Below are 17,109 nucleotides of genomic sequence, written 5' to 3' on the forward strand. Positions count from 1 at the left end.
ATGAAGTATCGAAAATTCGGAAAGACAGACTGGAGTGTGTCAGAAATCGGATTCGGCTCAATGATGCTCAGGACGAATACGGTGGAAGAGCGACGCGAATCGGTGAATACGTTGCTAGCGGCGTTCGAGTCGGGCATTAATTTTGTAGATACGGCGTCAGTTTATGCCTCAGGCAGGAGCGAAGAGACGGTCGGGGCTGCGCTGAAACAGTGGCGGGGGGAGCCGGTTTACGTTGCAACCAAAGTCGCGCCCAAGGAATGGCCGCATCCAGGAGAAGACGATCCCGACTTTAAAGGAAGGTACGCAGCCTCTTACATTCGTGAACAATGCGAGTCCAGCCTCCGCCGGTTGAGGATCCCATGCATCGATTTGTATCAGCTTCACGGTTGGTTTCCGAGCGGGTTGAAGGAGGAGGAGTGGTTCGAAACGTTAACAGATTTACAGCGGGAAGGGAAAATTCGCGAATTTGGCGTCTCGCTGCGCGATTACAGGCCGGATGACGGGATAGCGTTGGTTCGATCGGGCAGGACAGCGTCTGTACAGGTCGTCTACAACTTGTTCGAGCAGCGTCCTGCGGAAAGGTTGTTTCCCGCATGCGCCGAAAGCGATACGGGCATACTTTCCAGGGTTCCTTTCGATGAAGGCGCCTTGACGGGCACATGGACGCAAGAAACGTACGAGCAGTTTCCCGCCGATGATTTTCGCCGACATTATTTCAAAGGCAACCGATTCGCTGCAACCTTGAAGCGGGTGGAGGATATTCGAAGCATCGTTCGCGAAGTTACCGGCGAAGAACATCTGAATGTAGCGGAAACCGCTCTTCGGTTCTGCCTTTCCGATCCTCATGTCGCCAGCGTTCTGGTAGGAATGGACCGGGAGGAGCACGTCAAGGCGAATGTGGAATCGGTAAATCTCGGTAAACTGGATGCGGAGCTGTTGGCCAGACTTCAGGCGGTTAACTGGCCGCGGAACTATTTCAACCCGGATTTGGAGGTTGATCCGACGTGAGAGGGAAGAAATCGTTTGGCCGGCTGCACCACCGTCTGAAACAAAAGGCGCAAGATCCATATGCTCGTCCCGTCATCTATGTCGCGTTCGGCGACAGCGTAACGCAAGGCTGTATGGAGTATGGGGTGATCGATCATGACGCCGTCTACCACCAAGATTTAAAGCGCCGAATCGAGCGCAGATATCCCGGAACGACCTTAAGCGTCATCAACTCCGGGGCGTCCGGCGATAACGCCCATCGTTCCCGAGAGCGGTGGCAACGGGATTTGATCTCGTTTCAGCCCGACCTGGTCACCGTCGCGTTCGGCATTAACGATTGCCATCAGGGGAATGCCGGGTTGAAGGCTTATTTGCAGGCGATGGAAGATTTGACCGGGCTCATTCGCCGCGAAACCGAAGCGGACTTGCTTGTCATGACACCGACCAACATGTTGATGCTGCATCCGAACCCTAATATCGATCCTCGGGACGAAGCATACATCTCCGGATTCCAAAACACGGCGAACCAGCGTTATTTGCACATCTACGCGGAGGCGCTTCGCATGTGGATCAGAGAGAACCGGCTTCCACATGCGGACATATTCGCATTATGGGAGCAAATGGAGACGCAAGGAATCGACATTCATTTCCGTCTTTCCAACGGCTTGAATCATCCGGATCGGGTGTTTCATCAACAGCTGGCTGAGGAGCTCGAAAACGTGATTTTTGATTCAATAGATCTCACTTAACCGAAATGGAAGCGCAGATTGTCAAGCACATTAAGGTGGAAGCGGCGAAATATTTGCTCAGAGATGCAGATGCCCTGATTGGAAACTAGTCGAGTAACAATCCTGATTTTATGATCTTGAAGGGAGCCTCCATCTATGGGGGGCTCCCATTCTAGATTTTAATTTTTTTCAACCTGCTGAAAGACATGGAGGAGCCGATTTGACGGAAGAAGATGTCCTGAATCACTGTGACTACATCATCGTGCTATCGCTGAGCATTGGAGTTTGAGCGGGGAGGGATACAGTAGTGTCAAGTTGGAACTAGATGAGAGCCAGCAGCAAACGAATGTCCCTTATTCGCGCTCTATTGGGCGAAATTTAATTTAATATGGCCCAACCCTAATGTTTCTAAGAATGGGGTATCCCCCTTTCCGTGATCAGGATAATTTTGGATGCGGCGGTGGATCGACAGGATTTTGAAAAAGTGCAACCAATTTGATCAAAAAATATTTCATGCATCTCTCCTTCTATACCATTCTGGGAAACCGCTATGTATGATTTATGTATTTGGTGAATTTACTGATTGGTTTAGGCGGAATTGAAGAGACGAAAGACGCGATAATTGGTTTAGAGAAAAAGCCGTTCAAGCAGGGTTGCCCGGACTGCATTTGCAGCTGACAATGTGAGAGTAAGATTATTCAGAGCGGAGTAAGATGCTGGGATTTGATAGCATGTCACACTACTCAATATGTTCGTTTTGTCCAGTAACTTTGATTAAATCTTGCGCGTTAGGACTCTGCGGGAAACAAAAAAAGACCTCGGGTCAGACTGAAGTGCACCCCTTAGAATAGACATTGGAAAAACCCCCTGGGTATTCCGATGAATTCTAAGGGGTGCATTTTTATGGCGATCAAAGGACAAAAGTTCAAAACCTACTCAGAAGAGTTGAAAGCTGAAGCCATTCGTCTGCATGTAGAGGAGAAGTGGACGTACCGGCAGATCAACGAACATTTGGAAATCCATGATTCACAAAGGATGAAGAAATGGATGAGGAAGTACCGGGAGAAAGGAGGGTTCGGATTACTGGACCAAAGGGGGAGACGGCAGGAATACACTGATCAAAATCGATACGTTGAACAGTTGAAACGGGAGAATCGAATGCTAAAAAAGTGTTTGGAAATCTGGATGCAGGAGGGAAAGCTCAGATATACAAAACCATAAAGGAGGCAGCCAACGAATTCAACGTTACTGAGCTCTGTAGCGTGCTGGGTGTCTCAAGAAGCGGATATTATGCCTATTTAAAGAGAGCAACCGTGGATAAAGACGTTGCGCTGAAATCCTTAATTCAATCGATATACCAAAAATACGATGGTACGTATGGTTACCGTCAAATCCAACTCTTCCTGCTTCAGGATCATGGTGTGCGGGTCAATCATAAGAAGGTGCTGCGTCTCATGCAGGCCATGAACATACGCTCTCGCATCCGCCGCAAGCATCGTTGTAACTATGCTTCCTCTGCAGGAGAGCGAGTAGCGGAGAATCTATTAAAGCGCCAGTTTAAAGCGGAAGCACCCAACCAAAAATGGGTCACAGATGTCACCCAGTACCGTGTATCGGACACCTGGTTATACCTTTCAGCGGTGAAGGATTTGTTTAATAACGAGATCGTAGCGCCGGTAGCCTACCGACGCCAGCCTTGCAGCCTAGGGTCTTTATTTCAATGTCTACAAAATGGGGTCTTGACCAGTCTTGACCAACTTGCCTGGGGTCTTTTTTGTCCTTCTTCACCATCTGCACTTAAGCTGGTTGTGAAACGGGTGGTATGCCAGTCGATTTGAACGCCTGCATAATGCCCTGAAGCGACACATACCGCCATTTATCAGCTATATCCTGCAGCTAGAGCTGGGGGGAATCAGCATCTCCTTCGCTTTCTCCAACCGTAGCACAGTTAATCTTTTCTCGATAATCCTTCACCAATCGATTCCTTGGACTTCACACAAAAACGCTAGATGGTTTTATTTTTTGACGATATTGATGCATATCGCAATCGATAATCGGTCGGAGGTATTCCTTCGAGCTTTTTGAAAATTTTGCTGAAATAGAGAGGATCCGCGTACCCAACCTGTTCGGCTATATGCCGGACGTCCGCCTGATTTTCCAGAAGCAGATGTTTGGCGTGCTGAACTCGCAGCTGCTGGATATAATTCCGCATGGTTAAGCCGGAGTACTTGCTGAATATTTGGCATAAATATTCATATCTGCGTTGAAGCTGCAGTTCAATGAAGCCTGCGGTACAATCTGACGTATAGTTTTCATGTAGTAAGGACAGCAGCTTGCGATAGGTGATAAATGATGACGGGAAAACGGATTCCGGATTAAGTTGATCCAGAGCGTCCTCCGCGATTTTAAGCATAAGCTGCGAGAACAGGATCGACAGATGAAATGAAAAATAACCCTTCGGCTGCTCGTGTACCCGTATTAGCTGTTCGAAGGTTTGAAGTAAATCGAAACGACGGACAGGTGCAAAACGTTGCGGAACGATCAAGCTCTCTCCATCGCTTCCGCTAGAGGTTCGCAATTGTTCGGGATACGCATGGAGTATTTTAAGCTCGGAGACCAACAAGTTCCATGAAGAATAATACCGTAAAGAGGGCTCTGCATGAAATTGGACCCAAAAAAAACGTCCCCCCGAAGACGATTTATGCCATCCGGAATGTTCCTCCCACGGCTTGAGCAGCAAACATTCCCCGGCATTTAAAACTAGACGTTGTCCACCAGTTTCCATATGAACCGGGCCATCAGACACCATGATAAGTTCAAAGTAAGGATTAGAATGCGCGCGATAAAAATCGGGTCCTGTATCACTGACGCCTGACCATTTGACATCGAAACGTGAAGTGCCTGAAAAGGTAAAATAAGACATGCCACTGATCACCTCCGCATCCTATTGTACTTCATTATTAAGTTTTTTAGGAGAGCTGATCTTAGACGGTGCAATGTAAACGCTAAGATAAGGTTGATATACTTTCCATAGCATTACAAAATGATGCCGAGAGGGAGAAACATTGCATATGAGACGACCTGATTGTGAAGTGGCTGTATATTATTTTCCGAATTATCATGTGGACAAGCGAAATGAAGCCTGGCACGGTAAGGGCTGGTCGGAATGGGAGCTGGTAAAACGGGCAGAACCGCGTTTTCATGGGCACGATCAACCGAAGGAACCGTTGTGGGGCTATGAAGACGAAGCGGATCCGCAAGTGATGGCCCGAAAGATCAACGCAGCTGCCGATCACGGAATCGACTCGTTTATTTTCGATTGGTACTGGTATGAAGACGGACCTTACTTGGAACGTGCTTTGGAGGAAGGCTTTCTCGGCGCTGCTAACAACGACCGGTTGAAGTTTGCGCTCATGTGGGCCAATCACGATTGGGTGGATATTCATCCTGCGACACGAAATCAGCCTTACAACACGCTGGCTAATGGCCTTGTGTCGCCTGAAGCGTTCCGTGCAGCGACTGACCATATGATTCAAAAGTATTTTGTTCATCCGTCCTATTGGCGAGTGAATGGAGGATTGTACGTATCCTTCTATCAGTTGGCGCTGCTGGTGAAAAATTTCGGGAGCGTAGAAGCAACCCGTGCAGGTCTTGACGATTTCCGCGACCGCGTTCGCTCAGCTGGTTTAGGAGAGCTGCATCTGAACGCCGTCGTATGGGGACAGCAAATTTTGCCCGGAGAGGAAAAAATGACAAACGTCAACGAACTGCTGCATCAACTCGGATTTGACAGCATCACTTCCTATGTATGGGTTCATCATCAGAAAATGCCGAGCTTTCCGTTCACATCTTATCCGGAATACCGTGAGGCCAATGTGCCGGATTTCGCGAAGTTTACCGAGCAATATGAGCTCCCTTATTTCCCCAATGTGACGATGGGATGGGATCCGAGCCCGCGGACAGTTCAGTCCAGCGCATATGATCTGCTCGGGTATCCTTTTACGCCGATCCTGGAAGGAAATTCGCCGGAGGAGTTCGAGAAGTCGCTGCGTTCCATCAAGCAGTTTTTGGATGAAGGACGGACTGAACCGAAAATCTTTACCATTAACGCATGGAACGAGTGGACCGAAGGAAGCTACTTGGAACCTGATGCCAAAAACGGCATGGGATATTTGGAGGCGATCAGAAATGTGTTCGGCGAGTCGAAATGAATCAGTAAATGAACCTTAATAATGCCCCGTGGTAGCCATCTTACTACTTCGGCTGCATCGAGCTCGATGGACACGCAAAGGCGAAATCGTATTCGTAGAAGAAATAACTTTTGCTCGATCTTTCCGTTAACGTCGTGAACGAAGAGTGGCATATCTTTCAAAGAGGTATCAAAATGAAACTAACATTAAAGAAATTGGACGATGACCTCTTAATCTTTTCGTATAAGATTGCAATAAAGGAAAGTGATTTTGAACCTGAATTTATCAATAGCTTATACGATGAAATCTTAATGAGAGGATTAACTGAACTTCTTGAAACTTACCCCACCCCTCAAATATAAAGAACTAAGGTTCTGCTACGGGAGAACTATTGTTCGAACATTCATGACACGATGGCAGGCATGACTGAACTGCACCCCATTTGTTAGACACGACTAACAATGGAGGTGCAGTTTTTTGCCTAAAATCAGTTTGAGAAATTGAAGGCCATTTACAGGTATCAGAATGGTACTGAAGGAGTTAAAAGCATTGCAAAAGCATTAGGGATAAATCATGAAGTTTTAAGTATGTGGATTAGGAAATTCGAATATCAGGGGGTAAAAGCTTTTGAAAAGAGCTAAAGGGCAGGATAGCGAAGTGACTACGCAGAATTAATTATTCATCATTTAGAGGATGGGTGACCGTAATGAAGGCGCTAAGTAAAGAGGAATTGATCGAGTTGGTAAGAGAAATTATGAACGTTGAAGGTAGTGAAGAAGAAATCAATAATATGATTGATCTCTCAATTATAGTGTCCCACATCCTGAAGTTAGTGATTTAATTTACTGGAATGAAAATGAACTTACAGCAGAGCAAGTCGTTGAACAAGCACTAAGTTATAAGCCCATTCAGCTATAAACTTTGAGCATAGCTTTGAACTACCCTGAAAATAACAGATAACATAGGGGTAAAAAAGGCAGCACGAAACTAGGCGCAGCTTAAATGAATTTTAAAAAGCTGCGTTACCTCGTCCCAGATGACTCAAAACGGAACAAGTACAACCCTAGTAAAGAAACGACTCAAAGCTGTTACTACCGGATTAGCCACGTTAGAAAACGTTTGGATTCAAGAACCCCATAATTACAGTCAGGAAGATCTAGCAGAAGCTCGCAATGTTATTACCGGTTTATTTCCATCGATTGAAAACAGTTATGTAAGTCAAAGGATGGTAGTCCGCAAAGAACGCTTTTAGAAAGAAGAATTAAAGCGTTGGAACTAGCTATTCAAGCGATTGATGGACATTCCGATAAATAACTCATAATGAAAACGAGGCGTTAGGAGCAACCTTAGTTGACCCTACTGAACTAAAGCTAACCTCAGTCCATTTTATAAAATATAATTACGGGTGCCTTAGATCAATTCCATCCAGGAGCAATTAGCCGCTGCGGCAGCTGCTCTTTCTACTTATAGGGGGTGACGTGTTAATCAAAGCATGTATTGACAAGCTTTACACGAAGGCACACGAGCAACTACTCCAATTGAGTGTAAGAGAGGGGATAATAAGATGACAGTACCAGGTTTCAGGAAAACGAAATTATTGGTAAGTATTGCTCTTGTTACCATTCTGATGAGTAGCATTTCATTCGGGGTTGTTACGAAGCCTGCCTATCGGCTACTATGACCATCGATAGTTTAGACGGTAATGTAACGCAGAACGAAATCAATTCCTTCAAAACTTATATCCAATCTATCGACCCTGCTGTTTGGGCAAATTCCACCAACCTACAGAAAGATTCTGCACAGGGAAAAAGCGGTGAAGCCATAAAGGCCATGGGCTGATGTACGAAATGACAGGGGATACGGCCATCCTTGATCGGATGATCTATTTCTGCGATGTACTGTTGACACAACGCAACGATATTCTCGCTGCACCTTACGGTCAACGCACGGTCTCGTGGACCAATACGGTTGCCCCCGTGTGGACGGCAGATACAAGTCGGGCAAACACATCCTTTTTAGTTCGAACAGCGTCACCCAATCGTCCCAAACGATCGGGACGAAAGAAGGACGTGCAGACCTCGTTTTACTCCGGTCACTGCTGAAACGAATAACGTTGTCCCCGACAAGTGGTCATGCTCCATTTGGATCAGCTTGTTTATGAAATGCGTAAAAAAAGCCCGACTATCAAACCGGATAGTACAGGCATCAATATTTTATATTAATGAATGCTCTTACTCAATGTGCGTGGTCGATCGGAAACGGTTGGCCCGACCAAGCTTTCTTTGAGGTCCAGTCCTTCTCTTCCCCGCACCAGAACGAATCTTCCGGCGGTATCCCCAGCGCCAGAAAGACCGTGGAGCACAAATACAGGCTCCCTGTCGAGATATAATTTTCGCCAACGCCTGGCTGATGGCCGCAGAACCCGATCGTCAGCCAGCCTTCACTATCGAACGTTCCGGGCATCTCGATCGTTCTGCGGATGACCGAAGTGAGCGCGCAGCGAACTTGAGCCGGGTCGAGATGCTCTTCCAGCTCGCCTCGCAGCGCGATTTGGGACAGAAGCTGGAATGCGCCGAAACGATAGGCTAAGGAACGCCCTATAACTGGAAATGCGCCCTCGGGAGAAATTACCCTTTCCAACACAGAGGCATGACGGCGAGCCCGGGACGCAATCTTGTCTCGCAAAGGCGCCAAGTCCGGCAGCGCTTCATGGATGTTGTCGATAATATCCAGCAGCATCGGATGGATAACAAAGCTGTTATAATAATCGGCATGAAAGTCGGGACCGTCGCCATATATCCCGTCTCCCAAAAACCACTGCTCGTGTTGCCGCAGCGCATAATCGATCCGCATCGGGTCCCAATCGGCGCCTACGCGGTAAAAAAACGTTTCAATCATGGCCGAGAATAGAAGCCAGTTCGAAAAATACGGCTTATGGGAACGCGTTTGCACGAAAGCCTGAATGACATTTTCCTTCACGCGATCTTCAAGCAATCCCCATAACTGCTTCGGAGCGCGAAGAATGGCATGGGCCAAAAAGGCGGAATCGACAATGGTTTGGTTCCCCTCCGAAAAATTCATAAAGTCGGGTGAAACCGGGTTCGTCGCGTGATCGATCGCCTTGCGTGCCAAACCTGCAAACCGTTCTCTCGATATGCTTTCCTCATCATTTTCTGATGAGGATTCCAACCATGGAGCCATCCCGGCAAGCAATCGGGCCACTGCTTCCAGGTGAGTATACAAGGGTCGGTCGTCCGTTTTGCCTTCAACAGGCATCATTATTTTCAGTTGTTCGGCAGATGTGTACTGAAGAACAGGTGCGGCAATTTGATTCAATTTGCTTAACCAGTACGTTCTGTCTCTGTATCCTGCATCCATATTATGCCTCATCTCCATCATTTTCATATAATTTCATTAAAGGCCATTTCAGACTATAAGGAGGCGTATTGATTTTAACTTATTTGTGCATTATTTTTACTTTAATCCTCTAAGCTAACGCGACTTACTATCTAAAATTTTCTATTTTCGGACCAGCTTCGTTATGCGGCCGTATTGCGTCCACTCGGCCACGTATACGTTATGCTGCGAATCGACGCATACGCCATGAGGCGAGCTGAATTTGTTCGGACGGAAGTAATCGAGCGGCAGATTGGGCCAGCCTTGCTGCTTGTAAGCTTGCTGGTCCTCGCCGAGATGGGTAATGAGCCTATCGTTTTTGTCGAAAATCGTGATCCGGCTATGAAGGTCAGGAAACAACAATTCATCGCCGTCGAAGTAAAAGCTGCATGGCATATCCATATCATTCTGAATGAACCGCTTGTGCCGGCCATCCAGCGTGAACACCTGGATGCGGAAATTGCCGCGGTCGGCGACATACACTTCCGGCTCGGATCCACGCAAATCGATGGAAATGCCATGCGGACATTTCATTTTGCCCGGTTCGGAGCCCGTGCCACCCCATGAGCGAATATACGAACCTTTGTCGTCGTATTGATGAATCCAATGCTGGCCATAGCCATCCGTTACGTAGATGTCCCCGTTCGGCGCTACACAAACATCAGTCGGGATATATTTACGGTCGGCATCGTACACTCCCGGCAAGTCCGGAGCACCGAGCGTAAGCACCGGACGACCGTCGGTCGTCAGCTTTATCATCAGGCCGTGCTTCGTATCCGTGACGTATAAGAACTCTTCGCCGCCTTCCTTGTGCAAATAAAAGCCGTGGGCCCCTTCTTCAAACTGTTCTCCCCAAGAACTCAAATAATTGCCATTTTTGTCAAACTTGATCACGGACGACTTGCCCGTATGAAACACGAATACGTTGTCCTGCGAATCGACGACTATGCCGTGCGTATAACCAAGCACGACATAGGAGGGCAATTTCGCCCATCCTTCGGCGACTTCATAAACGTGAGTTCCGCTTCCGACAAACATTTGGATCCCTCCACATTTCATTATTCGTCTTCAATATATTAGATAAATTATCAATAGGTTGAATATTCAAGCTCGATCGTCGACAAGCCGCAGAAGCCAGGGAAATTTTTAATAATCTGTTTGATCTGCTCCGGTGTAGTTGCCGCTCCCAGCTGTTCCAGTCTGCGCGCTCTGGTTCGCTCTGACATTTCCTGCGCTGTTATAGGATCGTTGATCTGTTTGTACAACTCCGGACCCCATTTTTTCCCGAAATCGACATGCATCCGTTCATCGACCATATCGAATTCGCAATGAATCGCGGACAGCGCGTCGCCGAATTTCCAAAACATTTCGGCGCTTTTACGTTTTTTAATAAAGGAGCACGGTTCGGCTACCATCGTCAAACTCGAATACATGTCCGGAAAATACTCCGCTTTCAGGTCGTCGATCGCCGAATCGATCGATACTTGGAAAAATTTGAACTGCTCTGTGGAGTAGCCCATCTGCTCCAATCTTCTGACGCCCATTTGGCTGTGCCGCACCTCATCCCACAAATGCCGGGCCGCATCAAAATAAAACTGGAGCGGCATATGCTGCACGCCATAATAAAAGTAGCATAACTGCTCGGCTGCCCCGATCTCCGTCGCGTTGATGTAGTGCATTTGTTTGATGCTGTTACGAAGAGGCGACAAATCCGGATCTTCGTAGGCTTTCTTATAGTTCGCATTCGATTGGTACACCGGAAATTTGGGATCGAGTGACGCGCGAGTAGGCACAGGCCCAGCCGGTTGATCTGTCGGATGCACGGGCCAGCGGATATCCGAAACATCGGTACCCTGCTCAAGCGCTTGCCGGAACAACAGCCATACGACCGTTACGTATTCGTTCCACTGGGCAGCATGCTCCCGGGAGACATTGTCTTCCGTGTCCGCAAACAAGGACTGTCCGCTTGCCCATTCGATCATGCCGTTTCGCTCGATGTCGATGATCTTCAGCTTGTCTGCCGTTGGAGCGTCCAAAATCGAATCGAGCCTCAGCCGCAGCGATTCGTATTCTGCGAACAGTTGCCGAAGCACAAATGCATACCCTGTGAAAAAGGCGGCTGCGTTAGAAGCCATCGACATCCGTTCGAACGCCTCGCGGATCAAAGGCGGCGTACCGTTCTTTTCATTCAATGTTCCCGGAAGTTCATTCAGCCTGTCATACAAATGCTTCATATTCTGGTTGTGAACGTACCCATAGCGGGCCAGCCTCGTTTTCGCTTCATAGTCAGGAACTGCCGGCAGCCAGCCGAACGCAGCCCGGGATAGCTCGAATTCGCACCACATCAACTGCTTCAGGCGCTTCGCCGTATCGATAGGGCGCAAATAGCGGTCCAGATTGCGACCCTTGGCTCCGGCAATCGTTTCCTGATCCAGTACATTGGTTTCTTTGTGTTCGTTCATGTAATTCCCTCCGTCATGTATTTGTTCTTTTCCTATCTCATAACCATCATACCGATTCGGGAAGGAACAAAATCGCTTTCACTTGTGTTAAAATGTAGTTGAATTGCGATTATCCTGGAGGTATGCACCGTTGAAAACGATTGAATACATGAATCTGCTGCACCAACCATTCAGATATAATTATCGAATTTCTACATGCGGCGAAGAATGGGAGAAGTTTCACGCGCATCAAGGAATTGAACTGCTCTATGTGCATGAAGGATGCGGACGGGTTGTCATCGAACATAACCTATATGCCGTCGCTTCAGGAACCCTTATTTGCTTCCAGCCGTACCAACTCCATCGGATTCAAATGGATGCGCAACAATCCGCATACGTCCGGTCGATCTTCGTGTTTGACCCGGTCTTCCTGGAGCCTATTTTGAAACCGTTCCCCGAACTATGGGGTTTCTTTCGGCGCTTGTGGACGGAACAGCTTGCTGCGCCCGTCCTGACGATTGCCGATGGCGTCTCCGGACTTGAGCGGCTGCTGCACTCGTTTCATGACCGGCTCTCCAATACTCCTGCCAAAATGCATATCGAGGAGTTTCTTCTATTCACCTTATCCTACTTGCAATTCATACGAGCCCAATGGGAAGCCGCCTCTCCCGTGCAGCAACGCGCCGACCTTCGAACTACGCAGCATACAGAGAAAATCATGGAATGGGTAGAGCAGCATTTTCGCGAGGAGCTATCGCTGGAACAACTCGCCTCCGAGCTTCATTTGTCCTCGTACCACATCTCACATTTGTTCCAGGATCACACCGGTTTCACCATTACTGACTATATGATAGCACGAAGGCTGAAGGAAGCTTGTTTATTGTTGTCCACCACTTCGTATTCTATCAGGGACATCTGCCAGAATATCGGTCTGAACAGCGACTCGTATTTCATCCAATTGTTCAAAAAACATATCGGCGTCACGCCGAAACAATACAGAAATGCTGCAAGAAACGTAAAATCGGCGCATTGAGGCGCCGATTTTCTGTGCGCCTCGCAGTCGCACAATCTAGGTGGTTCAAATCCACCCGGAAACTTTACTTCTTTAAAGTGCTATAGCCGAAGGTTGGGTGACCCGCCAGTAAAACAGGGAAACCTTTGCGATTAGCAAATCTTGAAGGAAAGCACGGAAGGGATATGACCTGCAAGACTCATCGACCTGATTAGGGTCACGATGGATGGAAGAGAATGTGCAGATGACCGAGGGAAGTCTCGTAGCCTTCCTTGGTGCAAACGTGACAAGGTAGAAGAGGTATAACCCCAACGGGAAAGCCGAACCGATGGGCTGCGAGATGGCGGATCGTTCCGTAGTAGCGAGTAAGTCCTAGCCGATGAAAGCTGCTAACAGTCTGGAGGGTAAAACTTGGATGAGTGTGCGCGAGAGAAAAAACTCAGCCGCATAAAAGATAGAGGCAAAGGTAAACGTGCTTCGTCAATGACTGTGAGTTGGAGTGAGTGGAGAACGGATTTAAATTTGTATCGCATCAGCCAAGCGAAAAAATTGCTGCTGGGTGAATCACTTTCCATTGCAGATATTACTTTAAAGGTGGGTTATACCGAGTTCGCTACATTTAACCGGATATTGGTTGCCCCACTAGATTATGATTTGTTTCCTGACTTAGGTGATAGCTATAATTCAAATTCATTTGTTGCTGGCATATTAAAAGCCGCAAAATACGAAGATCAAGACATCCCTGTACCAAGTAAAAGCACTCCCGGATATGATATACCAGTTCCGTTTTATCATTTTAATGACCCTGTTTACCTAGACTCAATTCCAGATAATAAAAAGCCATCTACTGTGACAGATTCTGTTTTTAAATAGGATTCACAAACTAGAGGTGCTTTCGTTTAAGAGAAGACAGATTTGAGTAGATGGAGGAAAGTCTTATGAATATTGGTTATAAAGTTACTCCTGATAATCATTATATTTTTTTTATTTGAAGGAGTCAGAATGGTAACCAATCCCATAGCTCAATCAGAAATCAAAATAAGAGATAAAGTGTTGCAAGAAATACCATTAGGAACCCAGATGGAGAGTGTTATTCAACTAATAAAAAACAAAAACGATTGGGTTCTTAGTGGTATTTATCCTAATCATGGTTTTACTCATAAAGGAACACTTGATAGAGAAGAAATCGGTGTAAAATCAGTGGAGGTTTATTTAGGTGACTATCGTTTTTTTACTAACCTGTATCTTGCAACAGATGTAACGGTATTCTTTGGGTTTAATGAGAAATCAGAGTTAATTGATATATTTGTATGGAAAGTTATCGATGGACTTTGATAGATACTTTTTTTCATTAACCACAATTCGCGGGTTATACATAGTGAATTCTTCCAATCGTGAAATGGGCGATCATTAGCAAATTGAGATTTAGGATTCACTGAAATAAGATTGCCTGTATAAGCCTAATACTGCCACAATGCGACTAACCCCGTGTTGTGGCTCTTCTACTTTTAGATATCCGCGGCGGTTATTGAAGATAGGCTAAGTGTCGAATGAACTACTATTAGACTGAACTACTGGAGTACACTTACAGAGTCGAGAAACAGCGAAGTATTCTCGAGAAGATGTCGCCACGTTAAGTTTCAGCATAATCAATTAAACGCGCGTTACGCGGCACTATATCAAAAATACTGCAGGACAACCCAAAAACCCGTTCTGGCACGCGATTTTCACTAATATAAACGTGATATCAATATACGTGTTTACACGCAAGCTTCAGCCGCACTAGCAAACCTCAGGTTCACTTCTGTGCTTCCTGCCACGATCCACGGTCTCCGCGGGTTTCTTTCCGATAGATTGCCTGACACACCCCAGAATCGTATCATTCTATTCTTCAACCTTTCGTTCCCTTACTTCTGGTTGTGGTCCCGCTTCCCCGAATCTACTTACTTCGCCGCCGCGCCTTCTACACCGGCCGAACTTTGTCATCGAGTGCAAACCCCCACAGCCTGCCAGGATCAAACACTTTAAGTTACATCCGAGGATTGACATGACGTGGCGGATATGTTTTTCACCTTTAACAACCCGGTTTTCGCGCGCAGCGCCCGACCGCCCCCCCTCTCGATCGGGAACTGCAACTTGATACGTATTAAGGAGCAGATTTATTGTCTGCTACTTGGTACATGAAAAAGCAAAAGAATAAACACGGGTATAGTAGAAGAAGTTGAGATCTGCAGCTAAGTGCTTATCTAGATACAGAGAGTAGAGGGATAAGGTAGGAAGGGGATAGATAAAAGAAAAAGGAGGGAATGATGCATGATAGTTGAGGCAAGCGTGTTAGCACGTATATTGTATTCACGTTTAATTATGGTATAATTAGGATATTCCGGTAAAAATAATAGAGACGCAGTAGTAAGGAAGCATGGGAATTAGACTAGAAGATAAGTGGAATTAAAAAGAAAATCCGATGGTTGACCCATTTCTGATTTCACACATGGGAGGGTTTTGTATGAAATTCAACCTCAAGAAGCCTTGCAGAGACTGTCCTTTTCTTCATGGCAGCTCAACCAATGTCACATTAGCAGAAGGTCGGCTTGAGGGAATCGCCCGGGACTTAATGAGCGGGTTGTCATTCCCTTGTCATAAGACCCTTGATCTAAAAAGCACCAATCGAGAACATTGTGCCGGAGCTTTGCTGTACTTGGAGCGGGAAGAAAGACCAAATCAGATCATGCGGATTGCTGAGCGCTTAGGGTTGTATGATCACACAAAATTAGAGCAATGCTCCAGCCTAATCGAGCCGATACACTAACGTACAGCTTTTGAATTGAAGGACAGGAGGAGGGAAATACCCCATGAATATTATGGTCGAACAATTGCAATGAATGCCTGTAGGTAGTGCGCCTGCCGGAAGTGTGAAGGTCACGAGGAGCATACAAAAAGAGCAGACGGAACATGGAGATGCAAGAACTGCGGTGACATTAAAGCCATGAACACCGACTGAATATGGAGGAACATAGGGAATGTGGTATACAGTGGAGCATTTCAAAAATCAACTGCAAAGTGAAACTGTTGGCGGGATTTTGTCTATCGAAGAGTTTATTGTTCTCCAGACAAAATACATTGTTGGAAATGGTGGGTCAAAGTTGTCTGCTGATGAAAAGGTTGCTGCTATTCGAAATGTTATTATAGCGGCTGAAGAGTTTGATGATGAAAGACGACGGACAGTTTGAATATGGAAGGAAATGAGAAGGCAAGGAAATATGCCAAATGCACATCCTTGATTAGCAGAGGCCGTAAAGAAGGCTTGCGGTGGTTCGAATCGGAACAAAGCCTTGGGCTCATTTTCATGGTCCTGAAATTGTGGAGAAAGCCAAGGCGGTCGAATCTGTTGGACTGCGGCTAAAAGATGGGACGAAGGTATCTACATGAATCTATATGTAAACTGAACAGTGATGGACTGTTCAGCGAATAAGGTGTTACCTTCCTGTTACAGTGGAGTAAAAATACATTCCTCTCTTTCAGGAGTTGTGATACTTAAAGCCCAACCAAAAAGTAATCCCGTATCAGCAGGAGCATCATCATTTATGAATAGACTCCATGTTCCGTTAGGGGGCAACCCATTAAAATTACTAAGCGCTACAGATGCAGAAGATGGGGGCGCAGGTAAGGGAAGATTTTCAGGAGGGGTACCATAATTGGTCGGCTTGAACGTTCCATTAACAAGCGGATTACCAAACAGAATGAAACCTGCCGCTTGATCGTCAAATGTCAAAAATGACAAGTTAATATCATCATCATTTCCAGAATCTGATATGAGTATGGTATTGGTAAGTCCGTCGGGACCAACGAGTAATACATCAAGGTCGGTCGGTGAAGTATGGATTAGGCCGAATAATGTCACCGTAACCTTTGTAATGTCACCTGTCAAGCCTGATACCGTAATTGTCGACGGATAAGGGACTGCTGAAGCATTGTCGGGAAAATTGATACCTGCATTGTTAAAAAACGTATATGTGCTCTCAGGAAATCGATTGCAGACACTTTGGAAAGGAATAGACGACCCTGACGGCCCTGGTGGTCCAGTTAAACCTGTCGGGCCTGTTGCACCAGTCAATCCTGTAGCACCAGTCAGTCCAGTAGCGCCAGTCAGTCCAGTAGCGCCAGTCAGTCCAGTAGCACCAGTCAGTCCAGTAGCACCAGTCAGTCCAGTAGCACCAGTAGCACCAGGAGGCCCAGGAGGTCCCGGTGGCCCGGGTGGCCCTATTATATCTGCCATATAAATCACTCCTCATCATAACTAGATAGTATAAAGTATGTCCAAGAATTCTAATAGACACGGTACTTGTCTTAGTAAT

16 protein-coding genes and 1 pseudogene are annotated in these 17,109 nt (G+C 46.6%); 12 read left to right on the forward strand and 5 right to left on the reverse strand.

All coding sequences use genetic code 11. The features are described 5' to 3' along the window. From ACFQ88_RS23070 to ACFQ88_RS23085, 4 genes are all read left to right on the forward strand, one after another. Positions 1-1,008: an aldo/keto reductase gene (locus ACFQ88_RS23070; protein WP_379457166.1), complete on the forward strand. Its 1,008-nt coding sequence runs from the start codon at positions 1-3 to the stop codon at positions 1,006-1,008. Continuing rightward, positions 1,005-1,736 carry an SGNH/GDSL hydrolase family protein gene (locus ACFQ88_RS23075; protein ID WP_379457168.1) on the forward strand — a complete coding sequence of 244 codons (732 nt, stop codon included), beginning with the start codon at positions 1,005-1,007 and terminating at the stop codon, positions 1,734-1,736. Before ACFQ88_RS23070 ends, ACFQ88_RS23075 begins: the two co-directional genes overlap by 4 nt. A gap of 882 nt (positions 1,737-2,618) precedes the next feature. After that, the gene (locus ACFQ88_RS23080) at positions 2,619-2,936 is read left to right on the forward strand and encodes a transposase (RefSeq protein ID WP_379457170.1); all 318 of its coding nucleotides are present in this window, start codon (positions 2,619-2,621) and stop codon (positions 2,934-2,936) included. Continuing rightward, positions 2,885-3,553 carry an IS3 family transposase gene (locus ACFQ88_RS23085; RefSeq protein ID WP_379457173.1) on the forward strand — a complete coding sequence of 223 codons (669 nt, stop codon included), beginning with the start codon at positions 2,885-2,887 and terminating at the stop codon, positions 3,551-3,553. Before ACFQ88_RS23080 ends, ACFQ88_RS23085 begins: the two co-directional genes overlap by 52 nt. A gap of 167 nt (positions 3,554-3,720) precedes the next feature. On the opposite strand, the gene ACFQ88_RS23090 is transcribed toward ACFQ88_RS23085, so the two are convergent. Beyond that, positions 3,721-4,638 (reverse strand): AraC family transcriptional regulator, encoded by a 918-nt coding sequence (locus tag ACFQ88_RS23090; protein ID WP_379457175.1) that lies wholly within the window; start codon positions 4,636-4,638, stop codon positions 3,721-3,723. A 148-nt stretch (positions 4,639-4,786) separates the two neighbouring features. Here ACFQ88_RS23090 and ACFQ88_RS23095 point away from each other — a divergent pair, with 148 nt between their 5' ends. The 3 genes and pseudogenes from ACFQ88_RS23095 to ACFQ88_RS23110 all read left to right on the forward strand — a co-directional run. Continuing rightward, complete coding sequence (locus tag ACFQ88_RS23095) at positions 4,787-5,926, forward strand: glycosyltransferase WbsX family protein (protein WP_379457177.1); 1,140 nt, start codon at positions 4,787-4,789, stop codon at positions 5,924-5,926. 479 nt (positions 5,927-6,405) lie between these two features. Continuing rightward, the gene (locus tag ACFQ88_RS23105; RefSeq protein WP_379457181.1) at positions 6,406-6,546 is read left to right on the forward strand and encodes a transposase; all 141 of its coding nucleotides are present in this window, start codon (positions 6,406-6,408) and stop codon (positions 6,544-6,546) included. Positions 6,547-6,935: 389 nt separating this feature from the next. After that, positions 6,936-7,219 (forward strand): annotated as a pseudogene (locus ACFQ88_RS23110) (hypothetical protein); the annotation flags it as partial. Positions 7,220-8,140: 921 nt separating this feature from the next. Here the strand turns inward: ACFQ88_RS23110 and ACFQ88_RS23115 are convergent. The 3 genes from ACFQ88_RS23115 to ACFQ88_RS23125 form a co-directional block, all read right to left on the reverse strand. Beyond that, positions 8,141-9,283 (reverse strand): DUF2264 domain-containing protein, encoded by a 1,143-nt coding sequence (locus ACFQ88_RS23115; RefSeq protein WP_379457183.1) that lies wholly within the window; start codon positions 9,281-9,283, stop codon positions 8,141-8,143. A gap of 141 nt (positions 9,284-9,424) precedes the next feature. Beyond that, on the reverse strand, positions 9,425-10,339 hold the full coding sequence (locus ACFQ88_RS23120) for an NHL repeat-containing protein (RefSeq protein ID WP_379457185.1): 915 nt from the start codon (positions 10,337-10,339) through the stop codon (positions 9,425-9,427). A 50-nt stretch (positions 10,340-10,389) separates the two neighbouring features. Beyond that, complete coding sequence (locus ACFQ88_RS23125) at positions 10,390-11,763, reverse strand: DUF455 family protein (protein ID WP_379457187.1); 1,374 nt, start codon at positions 11,761-11,763, stop codon at positions 10,390-10,392. 130 nt (positions 11,764-11,893) lie between these two features. Here ACFQ88_RS23125 and ACFQ88_RS23130 point away from each other — a divergent pair, with 130 nt between their 5' ends. The 5 genes from ACFQ88_RS23130 to ACFQ88_RS23150 all read left to right on the forward strand — a co-directional run bounded on the left by ACFQ88_RS23130 (position 11,894) and on the right by ACFQ88_RS23150 (position 15,984). Further along, positions 11,894-12,775 (forward strand): helix-turn-helix transcriptional regulator, encoded by an 882-nt coding sequence (locus ACFQ88_RS23130; protein ID WP_379457189.1) that lies wholly within the window; start codon positions 11,894-11,896, stop codon positions 12,773-12,775. Between the two features lie 390 nt (positions 12,776-13,165). Further along, on the forward strand, positions 13,166-13,627 hold the full coding sequence (locus ACFQ88_RS23135) for a hypothetical protein (RefSeq protein WP_379457191.1): 462 nt from the start codon (positions 13,166-13,168) through the stop codon (positions 13,625-13,627). Between the two features lie 129 nt (positions 13,628-13,756). Next, positions 13,757-14,089 carry a hypothetical protein gene (locus ACFQ88_RS23140; RefSeq protein ID WP_379457193.1) on the forward strand — a complete coding sequence of 111 codons (333 nt, stop codon included), beginning with the start codon at positions 13,757-13,759 and terminating at the stop codon, positions 14,087-14,089. Positions 14,090-15,260: 1,171 nt separating this feature from the next. After that, the gene (locus ACFQ88_RS23145; RefSeq protein ID WP_379457195.1) at positions 15,261-15,563 is read left to right on the forward strand and encodes a hypothetical protein; all 303 of its coding nucleotides are present in this window, start codon (positions 15,261-15,263) and stop codon (positions 15,561-15,563) included. 211 nt (positions 15,564-15,774) lie between these two features. Continuing rightward, a complete protein-coding gene (locus ACFQ88_RS23150; protein ID WP_379457197.1) occupies positions 15,775-15,984 on the forward strand; it encodes a hypothetical protein in 210 nt (69 codons plus the stop codon). Positions 15,985-16,241: 257 nt separating this feature from the next. Here the strand turns inward: ACFQ88_RS23150 and ACFQ88_RS23155 are convergent, their stop codons facing one another. Further along, positions 16,242-17,030 carry a collagen-like triple helix repeat-containing protein gene (locus tag ACFQ88_RS23155; RefSeq protein ID WP_379457199.1) on the reverse strand — a complete coding sequence of 263 codons (789 nt, stop codon included), beginning with the start codon at positions 17,028-17,030 and terminating at the stop codon, positions 16,242-16,244. Positions 17,031-17,109: the final 79 nt, after the last annotated feature.

It is taken from the genome of Paenibacillus sp. NPDC056579 (genome assembly GCF_042793215.1).
Taxonomy (GTDB): Bacteria; Bacillota; Bacilli; order Paenibacillales; family NBRC-103111; genus Paenibacillus_S.

Excerpts from the sequence above, each read along its gene's own strand:
- ACFQ88_RS23080 (WP_379457170.1), top strand. The coding sequence starts at position 2,619 with ATGGCGATCAAAGGACAAAAGTTCAAAACCTACTCAGAAGAGTTGAAA.
- ACFQ88_RS23150 (WP_379457197.1), top strand. The coding sequence starts at position 15,775 with ATGTGGTATACAGTGGAGCATTTCAAAAATCAACTGCAAAGTGAAACT.
- ACFQ88_RS23115 (WP_379457183.1), bottom strand. The coding sequence starts at position 9,283 with ATGGATGCAGGATACAGAGACAGAACGTACTGGTTAAGCAAATTGAAT.
- ACFQ88_RS23070 (WP_379457166.1), top strand. The coding sequence starts at position 1 with ATGAAGTATCGAAAATTCGGAAAGACAGACTGGAGTGTGTCAGAAATC.
- ACFQ88_RS23090 (WP_379457175.1), bottom strand. The coding sequence starts at position 4,638 with ATGTCTTATTTTACCTTTTCAGGCACTTCACGTTTCGATGTCAAATGG.
- ACFQ88_RS23095 (WP_379457177.1), top strand. The coding sequence starts at position 4,787 with ATGAGACGACCTGATTGTGAAGTGGCTGTATATTATTTTCCGAATTAT.
- ACFQ88_RS23120 (WP_379457185.1), bottom strand. The coding sequence starts at position 10,339 with ATGTTTGTCGGAAGCGGAACTCACGTTTATGAAGTCGCCGAAGGATGG.
- ACFQ88_RS23125 (WP_379457187.1), bottom strand. The coding sequence starts at position 11,763 with ATGAACGAACACAAAGAAACCAATGTACTGGATCAGGAAACGATTGCC.
- ACFQ88_RS23140 (WP_379457193.1), top strand. The coding sequence starts at position 13,757 with ATGGTAACCAATCCCATAGCTCAATCAGAAATCAAAATAAGAGATAAA.
- ACFQ88_RS23155 (WP_379457199.1), bottom strand. The coding sequence starts at position 17,030 with ATGGCAGATATAATAGGGCCACCCGGGCCACCGGGACCTCCTGGGCCT.
- ACFQ88_RS23145 (WP_379457195.1), top strand. The coding sequence starts at position 15,261 with ATGAAATTCAACCTCAAGAAGCCTTGCAGAGACTGTCCTTTTCTTCAT.